The organism is Rhizobium leguminosarum, from assembly GCF_001679785.1.
In the GTDB taxonomy this organism is placed as follows: Bacteria; Pseudomonadota; Alphaproteobacteria; order Rhizobiales; family Rhizobiaceae; genus Rhizobium; species Rhizobium leguminosarum_R.
This window is the reverse complement of record NZ_CP016289.1, coordinates 555,968-575,211: the sequence shown is the minus strand read 5'-3', so window position 1 is coordinate 575,211 and position 19,244 is coordinate 555,968. Positions and strand designations below refer to the sequence as shown.

18 protein-coding genes are annotated in these 19,244 nt (G+C 60.8%); 2 read left to right on the top strand and 16 right to left on the bottom strand.

Features of this window, described 5'->3' with window-relative positions; translation table 11 throughout:
• The first annotated feature begins 62 nt into the window (after positions 1 to 62).
• Both BA011_RS34225 and BA011_RS34220 read left to right on the top strand, forming a co-directional pair.
• Positions 63 to 545 (top strand): DMT family transporter, encoded by a 483-nt coding sequence (locus BA011_RS34225; protein ID WP_065284121.1) that lies wholly within the window; start codon positions 63 to 65, stop codon positions 543 to 545.
• Positions 542 to 982: a DMT family transporter gene (locus BA011_RS34220; protein ID WP_065284120.1), complete on the top strand. Its 441-nt coding sequence runs from the start codon at positions 542 to 544 to the stop codon at positions 980 to 982. Before BA011_RS34225 ends, BA011_RS34220 begins: the two co-directional genes overlap by 4 nt.
• Before the next feature lie 110 nt (positions 983 to 1,092).
• Here BA011_RS34220 and BA011_RS34215 read toward each other — a convergent pair whose 3' ends face one another.
• From BA011_RS34215 to BA011_RS34140, 16 genes are all read right to left on the bottom strand, one after another.
• On the bottom strand, positions 1,093 to 2,253 hold the full coding sequence (locus tag BA011_RS34215) for an amidase family protein (protein ID WP_065284119.1): 1,161 nt from the start codon (positions 2,251 to 2,253) through the stop codon (positions 1,093 to 1,095).
• Positions 2,254 to 2,266: 13 nt separating this feature from the next.
• Positions 2,267 to 2,974 (bottom strand): ABC transporter ATP-binding protein, encoded by a 708-nt coding sequence (locus BA011_RS34210; RefSeq protein WP_065284118.1) that lies wholly within the window; start codon positions 2,972 to 2,974, stop codon positions 2,267 to 2,269.
• Entirely contained in the window at positions 2,967 to 4,724 is a 1,758-nt protein-coding gene (locus BA011_RS34205) for an ABC transporter permease subunit (RefSeq protein ID WP_237352801.1), read from the bottom strand. Before BA011_RS34205 ends, BA011_RS34210 begins: the two co-directional genes overlap by 8 nt.
• Positions 4,717 to 5,550, bottom strand: coding sequence for a branched-chain amino acid ABC transporter permease (locus tag BA011_RS34200; protein ID WP_065284116.1), 834 nt, complete (start codon positions 5,548 to 5,550; stop codon positions 4,717 to 4,719). The genes BA011_RS34205 and BA011_RS34200 overlap by 8 nt, the downstream gene beginning before the upstream one ends.
• A gap of 51 nt (positions 5,551 to 5,601) precedes the next feature.
• The gene (locus BA011_RS34195) at positions 5,602 to 6,750 is read right to left on the bottom strand and encodes a substrate-binding protein (protein ID WP_065284115.1); all 1,149 of its coding nucleotides are present in this window, start codon (positions 6,748 to 6,750) and stop codon (positions 5,602 to 5,604) included.
• A 29-nt stretch (positions 6,751 to 6,779) separates the two neighbouring features.
• Entirely contained in the window at positions 6,780 to 7,625 is an 846-nt protein-coding gene (locus BA011_RS34190; protein WP_065284114.1) for a nitrilase family protein, read from the bottom strand.
• 188 nt (positions 7,626 to 7,813) lie between these two features.
• Positions 7,814 to 8,437, bottom strand: a complete 624-nt coding sequence (locus BA011_RS34185) for an ANTAR domain-containing response regulator (protein ID WP_065284113.1) — start codon at positions 8,435 to 8,437, stop codon at positions 7,814 to 7,816.
• Position 8,438: 1 nt separating this feature from the next.
• The gene (locus BA011_RS34180; protein ID WP_065284112.1) at positions 8,439 to 9,572 is read right to left on the bottom strand and encodes a transporter substrate-binding domain-containing protein; all 1,134 of its coding nucleotides are present in this window, start codon (positions 9,570 to 9,572) and stop codon (positions 8,439 to 8,441) included.
• Between the two features lie 146 nt (positions 9,573 to 9,718).
• Positions 9,719 to 11,167: a M20 family metallopeptidase gene (locus BA011_RS34175; protein WP_065284111.1), complete on the bottom strand. Its 1,449-nt coding sequence runs from the start codon at positions 11,165 to 11,167 to the stop codon at positions 9,719 to 9,721.
• 133 nt (positions 11,168 to 11,300) lie between these two features.
• Positions 11,301 to 12,845 (bottom strand): ABC transporter substrate-binding protein, encoded by a 1,545-nt coding sequence (locus tag BA011_RS34170; RefSeq protein ID WP_065284110.1) that lies wholly within the window; start codon positions 12,843 to 12,845, stop codon positions 11,301 to 11,303.
• A gap of 24 nt (positions 12,846 to 12,869) precedes the next feature.
• Positions 12,870 to 13,733 carry a serine hydrolase gene (locus BA011_RS34165; protein ID WP_065284109.1) on the bottom strand — a complete coding sequence of 288 codons (864 nt, stop codon included), beginning with the start codon at positions 13,731 to 13,733 and terminating at the stop codon, positions 12,870 to 12,872.
• Between the two features lies 1 nt (position 13,734).
• Entirely contained in the window at positions 13,735 to 15,363 is a 1,629-nt protein-coding gene (locus BA011_RS34160; RefSeq protein ID WP_065284108.1) for an ABC transporter ATP-binding protein, read from the bottom strand.
• Positions 15,360 to 16,178 carry an ABC transporter permease gene (locus BA011_RS34155; RefSeq protein ID WP_017992060.1) on the bottom strand — a complete coding sequence of 273 codons (819 nt, stop codon included), beginning with the start codon at positions 16,176 to 16,178 and terminating at the stop codon, positions 15,360 to 15,362. Before BA011_RS34155 ends, BA011_RS34160 begins: the two co-directional genes overlap by 4 nt.
• A complete protein-coding gene (locus BA011_RS34150; RefSeq protein WP_065284107.1) occupies positions 16,175 to 17,119 on the bottom strand; it encodes an ABC transporter permease in 945 nt (314 codons plus the stop codon). The genes BA011_RS34155 and BA011_RS34150 overlap by 4 nt, the downstream gene beginning before the upstream one ends.
• A gap of 178 nt (positions 17,120 to 17,297) precedes the next feature.
• Positions 17,298 to 18,203, bottom strand: a complete 906-nt coding sequence (locus BA011_RS34145) for a LysR family transcriptional regulator (RefSeq protein ID WP_065284106.1) — start codon at positions 18,201 to 18,203, stop codon at positions 17,298 to 17,300.
• Positions 18,204 to 18,240: 37 nt separating this feature from the next.
• Complete coding sequence (locus BA011_RS34140) at positions 18,241 to 19,215, bottom strand: LysR family transcriptional regulator (protein WP_186806614.1); 975 nt, start codon at positions 19,213 to 19,215, stop codon at positions 18,241 to 18,243.
• Positions 19,216 to 19,244 lie beyond the last annotated feature (29 nt).

Here is a 19,244-nt window from a genome sequence, read left to right as displayed (position 1 = left end):
GCGGCGCTGTAGTGGCAATTTGAAAAATATCGGGCGCAATCGATTCTTTGACGGGATCTGCAATGACCACCGAAGCACGTAACTCGCATCCCATCTACTTCATCGGAGCTTTTGCCACGGGCGGGCTCCTGACTTTCATGGTGCACCTCAACGGCGAGTTGGCCCGTTATGGCAATCCCCTGTTCTCATCCTGGACCGCACACGGCACAGGCATCATCGCAGCCATCATTCTTCTCCTGGTGGTCCACCGCCAGCGCACGCCGATGGTAGAAAAAGCCCCCAACGCGCCTTTATGGGCTTATCTCGGCGGGATATCCGGCGCTGCAACGGTCATTCTGACCTCGACCGCGGTCAATTCACCGCTCGGGCTCTCCGGCACCTTGGCTTTGGGTTTGGCAGGCCAGGTCGCCTTCAGCGTCGCGGCCGACAGTTGGGGACTGTTCGGTCTGCCAAAGCGGCGCCCAGATAGACGAGACATCGTCGCACTCGGCTTGGTCGTCACGGGGGCCGCACTCATTATATTGTTCGGGCGAGGTGCGGCATGACGGTGTTCATTCTCCTGGCGTGCCTGGGCGGTGTGCTCGTCGGCCTCAGCCGTCAGCTCAATGGACGGTTGAGCATATCGACGACGCCGCTGATCGCATCCTTCTGGAACCATGCCATAGGCTTTGCCGCCCTCACCTGCCTTGGTCTCTTTGTCGGTGGTCTGCTTCCTGCGGGCGCCGCCGAGGCGCCTTGGTATGCCTATCTGGGTGGTCCCATCGGCGTCATCTTCGTGGCGGTGGGCAGTTGGGTCATTGCTCGAATCGGCGCGGTGAATTCGGCTCTGCTGATCATCGGTGGCCAGATGGTGACAGGGGTGGTGCTTGATTATGCGCGCGACGTTCCCGCGTCATTTTGGGCGAACGCGACCGGAATTGTTCTTATCGTCGGCGGAATGATGGTCAGTCGGGGACGACGCAAAGCCGGCGGTTCGCAATAGCCAAGCGCTGCGCTGCCATTCCGGTGCTATCGCTGACCGAACAATTTCATCGGCCGGTCGCAAGGGGACGGATGGACGGTGGGGAATGGCTCCCCGCCGTATTTGCTCTTTCACTCAGCCGTTAATTGCCGGGCCACATTCATAAGCATCCTGTCGGCGCTCCTTGCGCCGAACAAGGAAAGCGAAACATTTCCCGCGCAATTGATAATGGGAAAAGCCAGTTGCGGGCAGCCGCCAAGGCCCGAGAGACACAAAAGCTTGATGCAGGCGGAACGAAATGCGGCGAAGCATCCCGGTTCGGCATCGCGCCTTGGCGGGCTCATGGCCAAGGTCGGAAGAGCGACAACCACATTTTCGTGGAGCAATCGGTCGATCTCCGCGGAGAAAAGTTTGCGGATCCTGCACGCCTCGCGCACCTCCTCGTCGTTCAGGCGAGATCCTGACAGAAGACGCGCCGCAATATCGGGCGCAATGGCTTCAGGGCTCCGCTCGAAGAGTGTTCTGTTGCTTTCCCAGGCTTCCCTTTGCAGGATGGTGATGAACGCCAAAGCAAGATCGGCGAGGCTGAACGAGGCGATAGCATTGGTCCTGCGAACAGGCATGCCCGCTGATCGAAGGCTGGCGATCATCTCGTCGGCGACCGCGTCGTCAATGGTTGCGAAGATATCCTCGGGAACGAGAATAGATGACGGTTGGTCATTTGCCGCGGGCATGCCGACGGCGCTCATCACCACGGCCATTGGTTCCAGGCTTCTCGTCATGAAGCCCGGCACGTCGAAGCTTGGCGCCAGCGGACGCAGCGCCCTGTCGTCGAGGCTTCCATGTGTCGGCCGCCAGCCGGTGAGGCCGTTGACGGCGGCGGGCAGACGGATGGAGCCGGACGTATCTGTTCCAAGGCCGATATCCGCGAGGCCAGCGGCAACCGCAACGGCTGAGCCCGACGACGAACCGCCGGGGATGAGGTTGGGATCGCGCGGATTGATCGGCATGCCGAAATGGATGTTGCCGCCGATAAGGGAATAGGCGAGCTCATCCGTATTGGTTTTGCCGACGAAACAAGCGCCAGCATCAAGCAGCGTCTGGACCAGGGGCGCCGTCGATGTCTTGATGCCGGAGGCAGCGAGCACCGCGGCATTGCCGGCAGCGGTCGGATAGCCGGCAACGTCGAAAAGGTCCTTGACCGCCAGGCGAAGGCCGGAAAGCGGACCGATGGCCGCGTGCCCGACATCCGCATCGGGATAGGGCATGAATGCATTCCACGAGTCCCGCACTTGCCCTGGCTCCCTAGATCTTCAGATGTTGCAGCACACGGCTGCGGCTATCTGGACCATTTGGGCTTTCGTCTTCGATCGCCCCGAGTTTGAGAATGGCCCAGCGGTCGGCCACCGAAAGGGCGAAATCCAGGTTCTGTTCGACGAGCAGAATGGTCGTGCCGCGCTTTTCGCGGTCGTCCCTCAATGCTTTGGCGATGTTCTGGACGACGGAGGGCTGCAGGCCTTCGGAGATTTCGTCGATCAGCAGCAGTTTTGGCCGCAGCATCAGCGCCCGCGCGAGGATCAGCATTTTCTGCTCCCCGCCCGACAGGGTGCCGGCCTTCTGCGCCAGCCGGTCCTTGAGAAATGGGAAATAACCGTAGACCCGCTCCAGGGCGGATGCCAGATCCCGGTCGCCTTTGAGCGCAAGGCGCAGATTGTCGCGGATGGAGAGGTCCTGAAACAACGGCAATTCCTGCGGGGCGTAGCCGATGCCGGAAGCGATCAGCTCCGCGGGCTTCCTGTCGGTGATAGCAGCACCGTCCACCTCGATCTTGCCTTTGCCGACACGCAGGAAGCCAAGGATCGTCTTCAGTAGCGTCGTCTTGCCCATGCCGTTCTTGCCCATAAGGGCGAAGATCTCGCCCGGCCGGATGGCGAGCGAAACGCCATTGACCACATCGACCGCGCCATATCCGCTCGATACGCCGCTGAGCTTGAGTTTGAACGTATCAGCCATGGGCGCCTCCTGCGTAGATGGTGCGAACCGTTTCGGAATTGACCACGTCATTCACCGTGCCGTCGAGAACGAGCTTGCCCTGGTGGAGAACCACGATGCGGCTCGATATGTCGCGCACGAAATCCAGATCATGTTCGACCAGGATGGCGGCGAAACCCATCTCGTCCGTCAGTTTCTTGAGGATGGTTCCGATGGTCATGCGCTCGGTCTTGGTAAGACCCGCAGTCGGCTCGTCGAGAAGAATGATGCGTGGTTCCAGAGCGACGACCATCGCCAGTTCGAGAGCCTGCCTTTGACCGTGCGACAGCAGCGAGACCGGCTTGTCCAGCATATCAGCCATGCCGGTGAGCGCCAGGATCTCGGCCGCAGCGGCCGGCAGCATGATCTCGGCGAGCGATCGCAGCGGGTTGGGTCTCTCGCGGCTGAAACGCGCCATCTTCAGGCATTCGCCGACCGTCATGCTGTCGAAGATGCTGGCAACCTGGAATTTGCGGCCGACACCGAGGGCGACGATCCGTTCGGGTGCACGACCGGCAATATTCGTACCGATGATGTCCACTTGACCTTCGATCTGCTGGGTACCGTCCGACAGACAACGCATCAGCGTGGTCTTGCCGGCGCCATTGGGGCCGACCAGGCTGACGAGTTCGCCGGCGCCGATTTCAAGGTCGATGCCCTTGAGGACGGCGAAGCTGCCATAGGACTTGCCGAGACCGCGGATCGACAAAAGGCTTTTACCTGCCAACGCAATATCCTTGGCGACGATGCGCGTCGGCAAGGACTTCAGAGTACTGCTGGAGTTTGCCGACTTCAGGAATCGCGTCACCAGGGAGGCGAGGCCGCCCGGCAAAAGGATGATCATGGCGACGAAGAGCCCACCGACGATCAGTTGCCACAGGAAGGGCAGATCGCCCGAAAGACTGGCGCTCAGATAATCGATCCCGATTGCGCCGAACAACGGTCCGATAATCGTTCCCCGACCACCGAGCGCCGTCCAGACGACGAGTTCGGTTCCGAATACGAAGCCGGTGTTTTCAGGTGCGACGACACCGGAAGCATTGGCAAAGAGGAAGCCCGCCAGGCCGCATACGCCAGCCAGAACGCCGGTCAGGACGATCTTCAGCCGGGCGGGGTTCATGCCCAGATAGGCGATGCGGGCTTCGTTATCGCGGATTGCCACGAGCAGACGGCCGGCGTCCGACCGGACGAAGACGATGGCAAGAACGGCCAAGGCCAGCAGGCACGCGCCCGACAGGCGGAAATAGCCGGGAAGCCCGAGCGGGAGCGTTTCGTAACCGACGAGGCCACTCGAGGAACCAGTCCAGGTGCCGCCCGAAAAGACGAGCTGGGTGACGACGATCGGCACCACGAGCGAGATCACGGTGGCATAGAGCGGTGTCGAGCCGTGATAGAACGACAGCCAGCCGACGGCGAGGCCAAGCACGAGCGGAACGAGCACGGCGGCAACAAGGGCGACGACGAAAAGCGCCGGGCTTGCGCCGATATGGGTGAGAACCATGGCGGTGGCATAGGCGCCAACGCCGAAGAACGCCGCCTGCCCGAAGGTGAGAACACCCGTATAGCCCCAGAGCAAGTCGACGGTGATCGCCAGCATGGCGTAGATCATCGAACGCGTCAGTACGTTGAGGCTGAAGCGGCCGAGAAACATCGGTCCGAAGACGATCAAGAGGAGAGCTGTGAGCGCCAGCGTCAGAAGAAGGACAAGCCGGAGTTTTTGTCTGTCACGCACGGGCAAATCCCTTCGGACGTATGCGCAGTGTGATTGCGCAGAGGACGGCTACGGTGATGCCGCCGAGGATTGGACTGAAATAGATGCTGACGAGCACCTGAGCGGCCCCGAAGATGAGACAGGCGGCAGCAAGCGCACCGAAAGAAGAGCCTGCGACCATTACCAGCATGAAGGCGCCCGTCAGCCAGGCGACACCCATATTGGGATCGACGCTGGTCAGCGGCGCGAGCAGCACGCCTGCAAGGGCGGCAAGGCCGGTGCCAATCATGAAGGTTGCGAGCCGCACCTTTTCGGTATCGATACCGAGTCCGCGGGCCAGCGTTTCGTTCATGATGACCGCCCGGGCGGAAAGACCAAGCCTTGTCCCATCGAGCAGCAAGGTGAAGCCGAGCCCCAGACCGACAGCCGCGACAATGGCGAAAAGACGGTAGGCCGAGTAGCCGGTGCCAAAGAGATCGAAGGTGCCCGGCAGCAGCGCCGGCGTGAACTGCACGTCGCGGCCAAACCAGAGCGTGATCAGCTGGCCGATGACGATGCCAAGGCCCCAGGTTGCAAGAATGGCGTCGAGCGGGCGGCGATAGAGAGGCCGCACGATGAACCGCTCGGTAACACCGCCGAGGATCGCTCCGACCAGGAAGGCGAAGGGAATGGCAAGCCACGGATTGAGGCCAAACCCGCTGACGACGACGGCGCAGTAAGCCCCGATGGTCAGCCATGCGCCATGCGCGAAATTGATGATCTTCAGCACGCCGAAGATCGCAAGCAGCCCGGCGGCAACGATGAAGAGAATGGCCGCAGTGCTGACAATATCGAGAAAGAGCGTCATTTCTAGAACTCCGATGCTGGAGGCGGGGCGCCCTGCCCCGCCACGCTGGTTTCAGAGATTCGGGCACTGATCGCCGGGATCGACGTCCTTGAAGCTATCGACGACTGCAACGCTGCCATCGTCCTTGACCTGGCCAAGATACATCGTCAGCGGCGCGTGGTGCTGCTTGTTCATGGAGATCTTGCCGCGCGGACCGGTGAAGGATACGTCAGGAAGGGCTTTGAGCACGTCCGCCGTATCGGTGCTGCCGGCCTTTTCGACGGCTGCCTTGTAAAGGTAGATCGCTTCATATTGCGGTACGGAAAGATCGTTCGGCGTGCGCAGTTCCTTGCCGAACTTCTTGTCCATGGCCGAAAGAAAAGCCTTGTTTTCCGGGCTGTCGATGCCGGTGACGTAGGAAGCGGAGAGGAAGATGTCCTTGGCATCCGTGCCCATGCTCTTGGCGGTGCCTTCGTCGACCGCGAGATTGCCGTAAGGCAAGGTGACGCCAGACGAGCGCAACTGCTTGGTCAAGGTCACGTTCGGTGCGCCGCCGGCCGTCGAGGTGATGATGGCATCGGCGCCGGAGGAGCGGAGCTTGGAGATGATCGCTGTCCAGTCGCTGCCATCCATCGGCAGATATTCCTCGCCGACGACCTGAGCGCCGGCTTTTTCGATATAGCCCTTGGCGAAGGTCAGCATGCCGCGTCCGAAGGCATAATCTGAGCCGATCAGGAAGAACTTCTTTGCGCCCTGTTTGGTGATGAAATTGTCGACGACAGGCGGCACCTGCTGTTCCGGAACCCAGGCATCGACGAAAAGATTGGCGTTGCAGGATTTGCCTTCGTAGAACGACGTGTAGATGTATGGCACGTCACCCTTGGAAATGATCGGCAAGCCGGCATTGCGCGCAGCACTCGTCTCCATGGAGATGACGACGTTCACCTCCTTCTGGAAAACCAGGGAATCGAAGGCCTTTTGCGCGCCGGCCGCACCTGACGCGTCGTCGGCGATCTCAAGCTGCAGAGGCCGCCCGAGCACGCCGCCTTTGCCATTGATTTCTTCGACGGCAAGCTCCGCAGCTTGGACGACGGACGGCGCGACCACGCTGTTTGCGCCAGACAGCCCGACCGGCACGCCGATCTTGATCGGATCCTCGGCGAAAGCTGCGGTGGCGAATGCCGCAGATGCCAGCGTCAGCATTATGGTTTTCATTTGCATTTTGTTCCCCTTTCTTGAGTGGGTCGATGTTATCCGTAGACATCGGCTCGGCGATCGCCGAGCAGATGATTGAAGCTGTTGAGCGTGCGGGTTTCCGTCACGCTCGACAGATCGATTTGCGCAAGGAGGATTTCCTCGCGATCGGCGCTGGCCGGACCGGATATCGGCCAGCCCTGCGGACCGACGATAAGGCTGCGGCCGATGAAGGACTGGCCGCGCTCGATGCCGATCCGGTCGGCGCAGGCGATGTAGAGACCGTTGGTGTGGGCCGCCGCCTTGTGGAGGATATTGGCCATCGGCTCGGGAACGCTTTCCGCCCCGGCCATCGGTACCCAGTTGGTGGGGACGCAGACCAGTTCGGCGCCGGCCAGCGCCAACTGACGAAACGTTTCCGGAAACCAGCCGTCGTAGCAGATGGCGATGCCGATACGGCCGAAGGGCAGGTCGAATACCGGCAGTCCGAGATCGCCTTTTCTGAACAGACGGTTTTCGTTGTTCCACAGATGAAGCTTGCGGTATTTGCCGATGTATCCCTCGGGACCACAGAGAAGAGCGCTGTTGTAAAACCGGTCGCCATCCTGCTCGGCAACGCCGCTGACGATGTAAAGGCCAAGCTCCTCGGCAAGGCGGCAGAGCGTCTCGGCACTCGCGCCGCCGGGTACCGGGCCGGCCAATGTGGCAACCTCGTCGCCGTCACGGAAGTTATAGCCGCTATCGGCGAGTTCCGGCAGAACGACGATCTCCGCGCCCCTGGTGTTTGCCGACCTCACCAGCCGATCGATAGCCGCAAGATTACCGGCGCGATCACCGACGATCGGTTCGAATTGGACGGTTGCGACGGTTACCGTCCGTGCGGCTGAGGTCTTGACGGTCAATCTTGTCTCCAAACGCAAAAAACCTCTGGCACGGAATTCAATCCGTGAACCAGAGGCTACATAGCCATGATGTGAATGCGGCAGCCCTGCCGCCGAGCAAACCTGCTCGTTGTCTTTAGGCTTGCACGAAAGAATGTGACCGTCAAGCCGCTTCGGCAGGCATTTTCAGGAGGGCAAGAGTTGGCGACTTAAGGTTGCGTTTTTGGGCCGATGGTAAGTCCGAGGCTTTTCATGGTGTCTTGCGCGGCAATGATGGATTCGGCGATCGTCGCCATCGGAACGCGCTTCGACGTCGCCTGATCGCGCAAGAGCTTATAGGCCGCCTCCTCGTCGAGACCATTCATCACCCGCAGCGCTGAAACGGCTTTTTCGACCAGCCGGCGACTTTTCAAGGTTTCCTCGAGTTTCTGCACCTTGCCGGCGAGCCGTTTTTCGTAGCTATGCCGATAACGTGCAAGCGCAAATTGCGTCAGGATGCCGAGTGGCCGCAACGGTTTGCTGATCACGCCGTGAGCGTTGAGATCGATGATCGCCTGGAGGGCGGTCGGGCTCTCATAGGTTACGATGGCGATGATCGCCGTCTGCTGGAGGTCGATAATCTGCAGCGCGTGCTCGACATGCACATCCTCGACGTGCAGAAAGACGGTGTCTACGTCGGGAGGCAAGGCTGGCGGAAGCGGCCAGGTGGCCCGAACCTCACAGCCAAGGCGCTTGAGGTGGGCGATCAGCACGTCGCCGTCCTCGTCGCGAGGATGGACGACCAGAACGCGTGCGCGCCGCAGATCCTGAACGATCCTGCTCGATCCCGCCATCTCAGGCCTCCAGCCAAACGTCTTCGAACCGCGACGCCGTCAGGTACGGATCCGGCCGGATCGGGCCAGGCGCCTGCCAGGCAATGTCGAAAAGTCCATCGGCGCGCGCCACGCCAATGCGGGGATGCAGCCAGAGGTGGCGGGTATCGGCGTCGAAATTGATCCGGCCTTCCGGAGCAAGAAAATCTTCCAGGAGAATTTCTTCGGAAATGCGATGGGTTTCGAGCGAGCCGGCCCGGGCAAGCGCGCGGGCGAAAAGGTGAACCTGCGCATAAGCCGGCTGCGACCAGACGCTCGTGGTGAAGTCCTGGCCGAAGCGGGCTTTGAATGCCCCTACGAAGCGCTCATTCGCCTCGTTCTCGACCGTCTGGAAATAGGTCGCCGAGAGAATATGGCCGGTGCAGGCATCGGCTCCGATCTCGCGAATCTCGCTTTCGGCCATGGTCAGACTGGCAATCGGAACCCGCGTTCGATCGATCCCGGCCTCGGAATACATGCGGTAAAAACGCTGCGCCGGCCGGCCGATGATCGTCGAGAAGATGGCATCGGGCTTGAGACGGACGATATCGGAAATAACCGAACGCAAGGTCTGTTCGTCGGCATGAAGAGGAAGATATCGTTCGCTGACGACTTCGCCGCCCTTTGCCTCGACCACATCCCGCATGACCCGATTGGATTCGCGCGGATAAATATAATCCGCGCCGACGAATAGGATCCGGCGTCCATGGTGGCGGAGAAGGTATTCTGCGAGCGCGAAAGTATTCTGATTGAGGGTGGCGCCGGTATAGACCACATTTTCCGAATATTCGAAACCTTCATACATCGACGGATAAAACAGCAGTCCGTTGTGCCGCTCGACGATCGGCAGCACCGCCTTTCGGCTGGCTGACATCGACGCACCGAAAATGATGTTGACGTCGTCATCGGCCAGAAGTCGCCGGGCCAGATTGCGATAGGCCGTTTGATCCCCGCCCGGATCATAGGCGATCGGAACGATGGGCTTGCCAAGCACGCCCCCCGCCGCATTGACTTCCTCGATCGCAAGTGCGGTGCCAAGAAAGTGCTCGGTTTCCGTAATTTCGCTAATTCCGCTTCTGGAAAACAGCACTCCCACCCGCCATTCGGAGCTTGTCATCGTTACCTTTTCCGACGTGTTGGAGGTTCGAAAGCGGTGAATGCCTCAGTTCCGCGTTTTCGACTTCCATACCCTTAGTGCTTTTTCATGGGATACTGCAAGCGGGTGCGGATGCAGGTCGCTGTCACAATAGACGGAGACGGGAACTACCGGCTGTGAGCCGATGCAGGCATCACATCGTCGGGTATCGGGCACACATAGGCTTTGCCGCTGGTCTTTTCCCGCCACTCGGCCTTCGCGGCTGCGAGGAGGTCGGATGACGACATCAATGCGAGCCCCGTGGTCGCAAGCGTCTTGGCCGCATGCGCCATGGCTTTGTGCGCGGCCGGGCTCTTTCCCTGCGCAACGACCTGCCAGGTATGGGGATTGGTGCCGATCGCCCAGGCTGGCGCCCAGCATTGCGCGGTTGGCGTCACCCAGCTGACATCGCCGACATCGGTCGATCCGGCCCGGAAATGCGATTCTCCCTCGAAATCGCGCAGGCCGGTATGCAAGGGCGTCGAGCCATCGACCTTGGCGTTGGAGAACACATCGCCCTTGATCTGATAGAGGCGGATGCTGCTCCTGATCGCTTCCTGCGTGAAGGTATCCTGGATTTTCCTGGCGAAGGCGATGTCGGCCTCGTCGAAGGCTATCGGCCCGAGCGCGACCATGTTCTCGTGCATCGCCGTTTCAAGCGTGATGTTGGGAAGAAGGTTCGTCGAGGCGGTGTCGAACACGATCTCGACCTCTGTTTCGGTCATCATCGCCGCACCTCGTGCAACCTTCTCGACGCGCCCGGCAAGCTCAAGCGCCTGCGGCATATCAGGCGCCCTGATCAGATAGAGAACCTCGGCGCTGGCCTGCACGACATTGGCGGCTCTGCCGCCGGTGTCGGTGATCGCGTAGTGAACGCGGCAATCCTGCGGCATGTGTTCACGCAGGAAATTGACGCCGACATTCATGAGTTCGACCGCATCGAGCGCCGAGCGGCCGAGATGAGCGCTGTTGGCAGCATGTGCCGCGACACCCCTGAAACGATAGTAATATTCAAGAACGGCAAGATTGTTCGTCGAGCGAACACCATTGAACGGAGCCGGATGCCAGGTCAGGGCGGCATCGACGTCATCGAATGCGCCGGCGCGAACCATGAAGGTCTTGCCGGAACCGCCCTCCTCTCCCGGGCAGCCGTAATAGCGCACCGTTCCCGGCAGGTTGTTGTCCTTGAGGTGGCGGGCAAGCGCAACCGCCGCCATCAGCGATCCGACGCCAAGCAGATTGTGCCCGCAGCCGTGACCGGTTGCTCCCGCCGCCTCGGGAAGAGGCTCGGCGACGTCGGCGGTCTGGCTCATTCCGGCCAGGGCATCGAATTCGCCGAGGAAAGCAATCACCGGCTCGCCGCTGCCGAATTGGCCGATGAAGGCCGTTTCCATGCTTGCCACGCCGCGGCGCACGGCAAAGCCGTTTTCCTCGAGTGTCCTTGCCAGCAATTGGGACGAGCGCCGCTCCTCGAACTTCAACTCCGCGAAGTCCCAGATACTGTCGCTGAGGGCGATATAATCCGGCTTGATCTTTTCGACCGTCGCGGCAATGGAGCTGATCGCGTCAAGATTCATGGTATTCCTCGCTGCCTGCCCTGCCGCCACAGAGACGTGTTGCACTGGACCCGGCAGGACTGCCTGCCGGATCTCCTGTTGACTGTCGAAAGGGGATGGCGGCGCCCGACCCACCGGGCGCGGCAGTTCAGGCTCAATTGTCGAGCGAAACTTCCCAAAGACGGGCATTCGATTGCCAGACGGGCTGGCCCTTCAGCTTCTTGGTGGCACCCCAGACATCGACCATGTCATAGAGGAAGATGCCCGGCATTTGCTTGAGCATCAGCGTGTGAAACTCATCGAAGATCGCCTGACGCTTCGTCTGGTCGGGTTCCGCATAGGCGGCCTTCATCAGTTCGACGGCCTTCGGATCATCCCACATCAACGACGCATTCTTGTCCTTGTTGCCGACATAGAAGCCGTACATCAGCGCCGGATCGAGCCGCGGTGCGACCGATTGCGAGATGATCTGATAGTTGCCGGACCGGCGGCGATCGACCTGCGTCGCATAGTCGAGCACCTCGATCTGCACATTGAGACCTGCCTGCTGCATCATGGCCTGCGCCATCACCGCAGCCGGGAAGCTTGGCACGTTGCTGCGCTTGTTGGCGATGATGGTAATCGGCTCGCCCTTGTAGCCGGCCGTCGCAAGCTCTTTCTTCGCGGCCTCGATGTCGTAGGGCAGACGCTCCTTCTGGACATCGTCGAAATAGAGCGAGTCTTGCGAAACCATCGAACCGTTGGCTGCGCCGGTGCCATTGGAGGCGGCCTCGACGAGCTGGTCGAGATCGAGTGCCATCGCCATGGCGCGGCGCACGCCGGGATTGCTCAGAACCTCGTCGCGCGTCTGGATGTAGAAGAGATTTTTGCCGTTGTTGCGCGCCACGATTAACTGCATCGTATCGCTCGTCTTGAATTCGGGAATGAGATCCGGCGAAATCTCCGCGGTATCGAGCACGCCGGACTGAAGGCCGGCCTTTACGGTCGAAGCATCGGGAATGACCATGAACTTGATGCCATCGACGAGAGGGCGTTTGGAGCCGACCATGCCGTCGGGCTTGCCGTCGTTCTCTGGCGAGACATAATCGTCGAATTTGGCGAGATGGATATACTCGCCCTTCTTCCATTCATCCCATTTGAAGGGACCGGTGCCGATCGGCTTGACGAAGCTTCCGTCCGTGCCGACCGATTCCGGCGAAATGATCCCGGTGTAGCCGCATTCGGGGCGCGACATCAGGCCAAGGAAGACCGCGGATGGCTTTTCCAGCGTGATGGTGACGGTCGAAGCATCGACTGCCTTGACCCCCGTAACATGCACGCTGCCGCTGCCGTCGAAATCGGGAAGGCAGGTCCATTTCGTTTCGGGCTTGAGATAGCGGTTCCAGTTCCACTCGACGTCATCGGCGGTCAATGTCTTACCGTTATGAAATTTGACGTCGTCACGCAGTTTGAAGCTATAGCTCAGCCCGTCCGCCGAGACTTCGAAGCTCTTTGCCAGCAGCGGCTTGACCTCGCCGTTGTTGGCATAGCCGACGAGCCCTTCGACGATATGCAGGATGACGCCATCGGTATTGCCGTCGCGATTGACGCTTGGATTGGCGCTGCGCAGATCGGAACTTTGAGCCACGACGATGTCGCGGGCGTCGACCACGCCGGTCATCGCCATCAACATGGTGCCTGCAAGAAGAAGTTTGTGCATTGTTCTACCCTCTTTTTATGATCGTTAGGATTGGAATTCATCCCAGCAGGCGCGTGAAAGCCTGCCGATGGTTTCAAGCGCGACCGTGTAGCCGGGGGTGCCGTCCGGCATTTCCTGCGGCACGTCGTCGGTAAAGGCGGCGATGATGTAGAAAGGGGACCCGTCGCGATAGACGATACCGGCATTCATGCGGCCGCGCTTTCCGGTGCCGCCCTTGTGGGCGACGAGCACACCGAAGGGCAGCCGGGAGGGAATGGCATAGCGCAGGATCTGGTTCTTCAGGGTTTGAAGCGCATAGGCGCAAAGCGCCTGCGAGCAACCGAGCCGGTCCGCGGCTTCCCGCGAATCCTGGGCATCCAGGATGGTCTGTAGCAGATAGACCTGATCCCGCGCCGTCGTCGTGGTGACGGCTTTCAATGAATGATCGGGCGACAGCGCCAAGGGAGGGATGAGGAAGCGATGGTTGGTGCCCGTCATGCCGATCGACTTGCAATAGCTGTCGACCTCTTCGAGCGTCAGCCTTTCGAAGACCATCTTGGTGCAGACATTGTCGCTCAGCACCATCATGCCGGTGATGGCATCGCGCAGCGATATGACGATACCAGGCGTCAGATAGCGGAACATCCCGCTCGCCACTTCCTCGGCGAAACGTTTTTCGTAGGTGATCCGTTCGTCCAGGTCCAGGCGGCCTTCATGCGCGGCCTTCAGGGCCGCCATCATGATCGAGGTCTTTCGGGTGCTGGCGGAAGGGGTTTCCTCGTCCGCGCCCCTGACGATCGTTTCGCCGCTGCCAAGCGCACGCACCATGAAGCGCGTCACGAAAGGCTGGGCATCGCAGATCGCGTTCAATCGCTGCGCGAGCTTTGCGGATTCAATCATCGTCGTCATGTCAGTTCTCCAGGCGCCATTTGAGGATCACGCCGCCCTGAGCATTGTGGTCCAGAGCGGGGATGGCCGAGAGAAGCCTTTGCGTATAGGCCTCCTTCGGGCTGTCGAAAACCGTATCGCGGTCGCCCTCCTCGATGATCCGGCCGTCCTGCATGACGACGACGCGATCGGCCACCTGTTCGACCACGCCGAGATCGTGGCTGATGAACAGGCAGGAAAAGCCGTAGCGTTTTTGCAGATCGGACAGGAGTTCGAGCACCTGCGCCCGGACCGTCACGTCAAGCGCCGATACCGGTTCGTCGGCGATCAGGAATTTCGGCCGGCGCGCAATGGCGCGGGCAATCGCCACGCGCTGCCGCTGGCCGCCCGAAAGCTCATGCGGGTAGCGTCCGGCATAGTCGGCCCCGAGGCCGACTTCCTCCAGCGCCTCCAGGGCGCGCTTGCGCTTAGCCATGGCGTCGAGATCGGGAACGAGCCGCAGCGCTTCTTCCACGAGCGCGAGGATGGTCATGCGCGGATCGAGCGAGGAATAAGGATCTTGAAACACCATCTGGCAATTCAGCCGATAGTCCATCCAGTCGGCGGCGCGGCTGCGTCCCTTGAACCGGATATCGCCTTCGCTCTCGCGGACCAGTCCGGCAATGGTGCGGCCGAGCGTGGTCTTGCCGGAACCCGAACCGCCGACCAGCGCCACGACTTCGCCCTCGTGGATATCGATGCTGACGCCATGCAGCGCCCGTTTCGGCGTTTCTTTCTTCATCAGCGACCGCCGGCCCGGATAGTCGACGACGATATCCCGCGCCGAGACCATCGGCGCCCTGGTCTTGTCGATCGTCCGCGTCTCTCCGCGGAACGGCAGGGAGGAAAGCAGTTTCTTCGTATAGGCACGCTGCGGTGCGTGGAGCAGATCGGCGGTGCGTCCTTCTTCGACGATCACGCCCCTTTCCATGACGACGATGCGGTTCGTATAGCGGGCAACCATCGGCAGGTCGTGACTGATCAGCAGCACGGCGGTGCCTTCCGCCTGAGTCAGTTCCACCATCAATTCCATGACATCGCGCTGGATCACGGCATCGAGCGCCGTCGTCGGCTCGTCGGCGATCAAGAGCGCCGGTTTCAAGAGCATGACCGATGCCAGCATGATGCGCTGGCGCATGCCGCCCGAGAATTCATGCGGATAGGACGTGAGCGCCCCGGCGGGATCGCGGATCCCGACCCGGTTCAGCATGTCGAGGATCCGGCTGCGCCGTTCTTCCTTCGAAAGTTTCGTATGCAGCTGCAACCCTTCTTCGAGTTGGCGGCCGACGGTCATCGAGGGATTGAGCGAGGTCATCGGCTCCTGGAAGACGACACCGATTTCCGCACCACGCAATTGGCGCAATTGCGCGCCGTTCATGGAAAGCACGTCGCGTCCCTTGTAGGCAACGGAGCCGCCGATCACCTTGATGGGTGCCGGCAGCAGCGAGATCAGGGCGCGTGTTGCCAGCGTCTTGCCCGATCCGCTTTCCCCGACGATGCCGAAGATCTCGCCCGGCGCGATGTCGAAGCTGACCTCCTTGACGACCTGCACACCGGTCCCGGTGACCTGAAGCGACAGGTTGCGGACATTCAAAAGCGTTCTATTGGTCATTTCAGCCCCCTCATCCGCGGATCAAGCTTGTCCCGAAGAGCGTCGCCCAGAAGATTGATGCCGAGGAGCGTCAGGGCGATCGCCAGGCCCGGGAAGAGACCCAGCCAGACCGCCTGCTCGATGAATGGTCGGCCGGCGGCCAGCATGTTGCCCCAGGTCGGCGCCGGTGGCGGGACGCCGAGACCGAGAAAGCTGAGCGCGCTTTCCGAAAGGATCGCCCAACCGAACATCGAGGTCGCCAGCACGGTGATCGGCGCGATGCAATTGGGAAGAATATGGCGGAACATGGTGTAGAGCTCGCCATTGCCCATCACCTTGGAGGCCTCGATGAATTCCCGCTCGCGCAGCGACAGGACGGCGCCCCGGACAACGCGGGCCATGGATGGAGAATAGGCAATGCCCAGCGCGAAGATGATGCCATATTGATTGGCGCCGAAGACGGCGAGCAATCCCAGCGCCAGAAGGATGCCTGGAAATGCGAGAAGCGCATTGTTGACGGCCATGATGACGGCATCGATCCAACCGCGGGCGTAACCGCTGACGAGACCGATCAGCGTGCCGCAGACCGTCGCGAATGTGACCGTCAAGGTGCCGATCCAGACGCTCGCCCGGGCGCCGACGATCAGGCGGCTGAGCACGTCGCGGCCGAATTCGTCGGTTCCGAGCCAGTGGGCGCTGCTGGGTGCCGCCAGCCGTGCCGTGAAGCCGAGCTTCATCGGATCATAGGGGGTCCAGAAAAGGCCGATCGCAGCCGAGATCAGCAATGCGGCAATCAGAATGCTGCCGATGAAGCCGTTGAACGTAACGTTTTTCATTCGGCGACTACCCGCGGATCGAACAAGGGATAGAGCAGGTCGATGACCAAATTGACCAGCACATAAGAAAGCGAGACGAACAGCAGGCAACCCTGGATCACGGGGTAGTCGCGAGCAAAAATACTGTCGACCATCAGTCGCCCGAGCCCCGGAATGGTGAAGACCGTCTCGATGACGGCAATGCCGCCGAGGAGATTGCCGAGGATCAGACCGATGACTGTCCAGGTCGGGCCGAAGGCATTCTTGAAGGCGTGCCGCCAGAGGACGGCGCTCTCGGACAGCCCCTTGGCCCGGGCGTGGGTGATATAGTCGAGACGCAGCACTTCCAGCGTCGAGGCGCGTGCCATACGGATCAACACACCCATTTCGTGAATGACCAGGGTCATGATCGGCAGCACGAGGTAGAGCAGGCCGCCGGTCACGTTGCTGCCGATCGAGACATAGCCGAGGACCGGTAACCAGCCGAGTTTCAAGCCGAAGAAAAGCAGAAGCAGGAGGCCGAGCCAGAATGTCGGGATCGACAGCAGGATCGTGGCCGTGCCGACCAGCGCCAGGTCCGTCAGACTGTTCTGCCGCCAGGCGGCGATGACACCCGCCGGCACGGCGATGAGGCTCGCCAGAAGGACGGCGACGACGACGATTTCGGCACTGACCAGAAAGCGTGATGCGACAAGCGGCAGAACCGGCTCGTCATTGACGATCGAGCGGCCGAAGTCACCCTGCACGACATTGGCGCTCCAGATCAGGAACTGTTGCGGCAGCGATTTGTCGAGGCCAAGTTCCGAGCGCATTGCCGCGATCTGGGCCGGCTCGGCCATATCACCCAGCATCAGTGCCGCCGGATCGCCGGGTATGAAGCGGATCAGCGTGAAGACGGTCACCGAAACGAGGACGATCGTCGGCAATGCCATCAGCAGGCGGTTCAGAACGAATTTCAGCATTTTTGTTCCCCGCGATTGGCGACGGACAGTGCCCGGCGCCATCGGTTTCGTTGCCGCAGACTATGATCGAATGAAGAAATATCCGCAATATTATGCGATTCTGTCATAAGTCTATGCGGAATACGACCGCAACCAAAACGGCTAAGCTCGAGTAGGAGTTCCGGCTAAAAATTTGATTTCAAATGTCTTTTTGTGAAAGCTTGATCTGTCGCTTCAAGGCATCACTCAGAGCGTGGGCGGCAATCGAGAGTGGCGTCCCGACCGCTCTCGCCAATCCGAATTCCTGGGTCGCGCGCGGCACGAAAGGACGGTGAACCACCGGCAGATGGCGATAGAGATTCGCATAAAAACTGCTGATGATCGTGACCCCAAGGCCATGGGCGACGTAGGAACAGGCGGAGCTGTTGGTATGCGTCTCGATCTTGACGATCTGCTTGACGCCGGCCCGCCGGAAGGTCTGGTCGAGCGCCATGCGGTTCGGCCGTTGGCGGCCGATCAGAATGAGGGGCACGTCGCGCAAATTCCTGACCGTGATTTCCTCCAGTTTCGCAAGAGGATGATCCTTCGGAACGACGCAGACGCTTTCGCCGGTGGCGACCCGCTCGACCTCGATGCCCGGTCCGCTCTCGCCCTCCATGCGCAGAAAGCCGAAATCGATCACCCTCTGCTCGACGAGCTTGTTGATCGCTGTCGTCGTCTCGAAGAAGGTTTCGATCCGCACACCGGGGAAATCGCTGATGTAATCGGCCAGCATTGCCGGCGCGAAATGCTCCCACATGCTGCTCGGCAGGCCGACGCGGACGATCTCCGGGCCGGCGGCGCCGCTTCTTAAGTCCTCCGCGTGGCCCGACATCCGATCGACCGCGAGCAAGATGTTCTCGGCATCGCGAGCGAGAAGCAGGGCCTCGGGGGTGGGGATGAGACGGCCTTTGTCGCGCACGAAAAGCGACATCGAGAGGTCCGCCTCGAGTTGCTGGAGAAGGCGGCTGACGCCGGACTGACTGAGGCCCATCGTCTTTGCCGTGGCAATCGTCGACCCCGTCGCCAGAAGCGTGCGCAGGACTTCCAGTTGCTTGATATTCATGCGTTTGCGACCCCCCGGGACGATTCAGGCACCGTCATCATGCCCAGTCCGAAATGCTTTGAAGGAAGAGGCTGGCGGCCTTGGGCATCGGAAATTTCTCTCCGCTGATCAGCGCGTAGGCAATCGGCAGTTCCGGTTCGAGCGGAATGAACTGCAGCGGCAGCGTCGCATATTCGTGGGCGATGATCTCGCCGACCAGCGCAATGCCGAGCCCCTGGGCGGCCAGCGCGCAGGCACTCGCCACCGAATGCGCTTCGAGCAGGGGGCGTTGGCGGATGCCGGCCTTGTAGAACAACGCCTCAAGCTCGTGGCGAACCGGTCGCTCCCTGTTCAGCATGATCAGATCCTGCCCCTTCAGGTCGCCGACCGACAATTGGCGGCTGCCAGCCATGGGATGATCGTTGTGTAGGGCGCAAATGACCCGCGACGACAGGATCTTCTCCTGTTTCAAGCCCGGGCTCATCAGCGGCAGACGCGCGAAGCCGAGATCGGCCTCGCCGTCGGCCACCATCCGTTCAATTGCCAGATAGCTGCCGGATGCGACTTCGACGCGCATCGGACCGTTCGATGCGAGAAAGTTCTTCACGAGCTTTGGAATGCGCGTCGAGGAAAGACTGGAGGGAAAGGCGAGCCGCAGCATGATCTCGCGCGATCGACCGCTCTCGAGCTCCATCGCCGCCGTTTTCAAGGCGCGTAGCCGGTCGGAAATGGCACGGATTTCCGGGCCGAGCTGCAGCCCCTCGCGGGTCGGTTGAAGCCGGTTCTTTTCCCGGTCGAAAAGCCGGACGCCGAGATAGTCTTCCAGTTGCTGCAACAAACGACTGGCGTTCGATTGCGAGATCCCAAGCTCGACGGAAGCGGCAATCGTCGAGCCCGTCGCGGCGATGGCGTCATAGGCCTCGATATGCTTCAGGCTGATCGCCGCACTCGTGTCTCGCGCCATTCTATCTCCAACATCGATAGCCCTACCCGCAAACCGCATAAGATTGCGGACCTGCGGAAAGTTGAACATTTTCCGCTGAGAACCAAACTCACGGAAAG

Coding starts and splice junctions, on each gene's coding strand:
- BA011_RS34225 (WP_065284121.1), top strand. CDS start 63: ATGACCACCGAAGCACGTAACTCGCATCCCATCTACTTCATCGGAGCT.
- BA011_RS34220 (WP_065284120.1), top strand. CDS start 542: ATGACGGTGTTCATTCTCCTGGCGTGCCTGGGCGGTGTGCTCGTCGGC.
- BA011_RS34210 (WP_065284118.1), bottom strand. CDS start 2,974: ATGGCTGATACGTTCAAACTCAAGCTCAGCGGCGTATCGAGCGGATAT.
- BA011_RS34200 (WP_065284116.1), bottom strand. CDS start 5,550: ATGACGCTCTTTCTCGATATTGTCAGCACTGCGGCCATTCTCTTCATC.
- BA011_RS34195 (WP_065284115.1), bottom strand. CDS start 6,750: ATGCAAATGAAAACCATAATGCTGACGCTGGCATCTGCGGCATTCGCC.
- BA011_RS34185 (WP_065284113.1), bottom strand. CDS start 8,437: ATGGCGGGATCGAGCAGGATCGTTCAGGATCTGCGGCGCGCACGCGTT.
- BA011_RS34180 (WP_065284112.1), bottom strand. CDS start 9,572: ATGACAAGCTCCGAATGGCGGGTGGGAGTGCTGTTTTCCAGAAGCGGA.
- BA011_RS34175 (WP_065284111.1), bottom strand. CDS start 11,167: ATGAATCTTGACGCGATCAGCTCCATTGCCGCGACGGTCGAAAAGATC.
- BA011_RS34170 (WP_065284110.1), bottom strand. CDS start 12,845: ATGCACAAACTTCTTCTTGCAGGCACCATGTTGATGGCGATGACCGGC.
- BA011_RS34165 (WP_065284109.1), bottom strand. CDS start 13,733: ATGACGACGATGATTGAATCCGCAAAGCTCGCGCAGCGATTGAACGCG.
- BA011_RS34160 (WP_065284108.1), bottom strand. CDS start 15,363: ATGACCAATAGAACGCTTTTGAATGTCCGCAACCTGTCGCTTCAGGTC.
- BA011_RS34155 (WP_017992060.1), bottom strand. CDS start 16,178: ATGAAAAACGTTACGTTCAACGGCTTCATCGGCAGCATTCTGATTGCC.
- BA011_RS34150 (WP_065284107.1), bottom strand. CDS start 17,119: ATGCTGAAATTCGTTCTGAACCGCCTGCTGATGGCATTGCCGACGATC.
- BA011_RS34145 (WP_065284106.1), bottom strand. CDS start 18,203: ATGAATATCAAGCAACTGGAAGTCCTGCGCACGCTTCTGGCGACGGGG.
- BA011_RS34140 (WP_186806614.1), bottom strand. CDS start 19,215: ATGTTCAACTTTCCGCAGGTCCGCAATCTTATGCGGTTTGCGGGTAGG.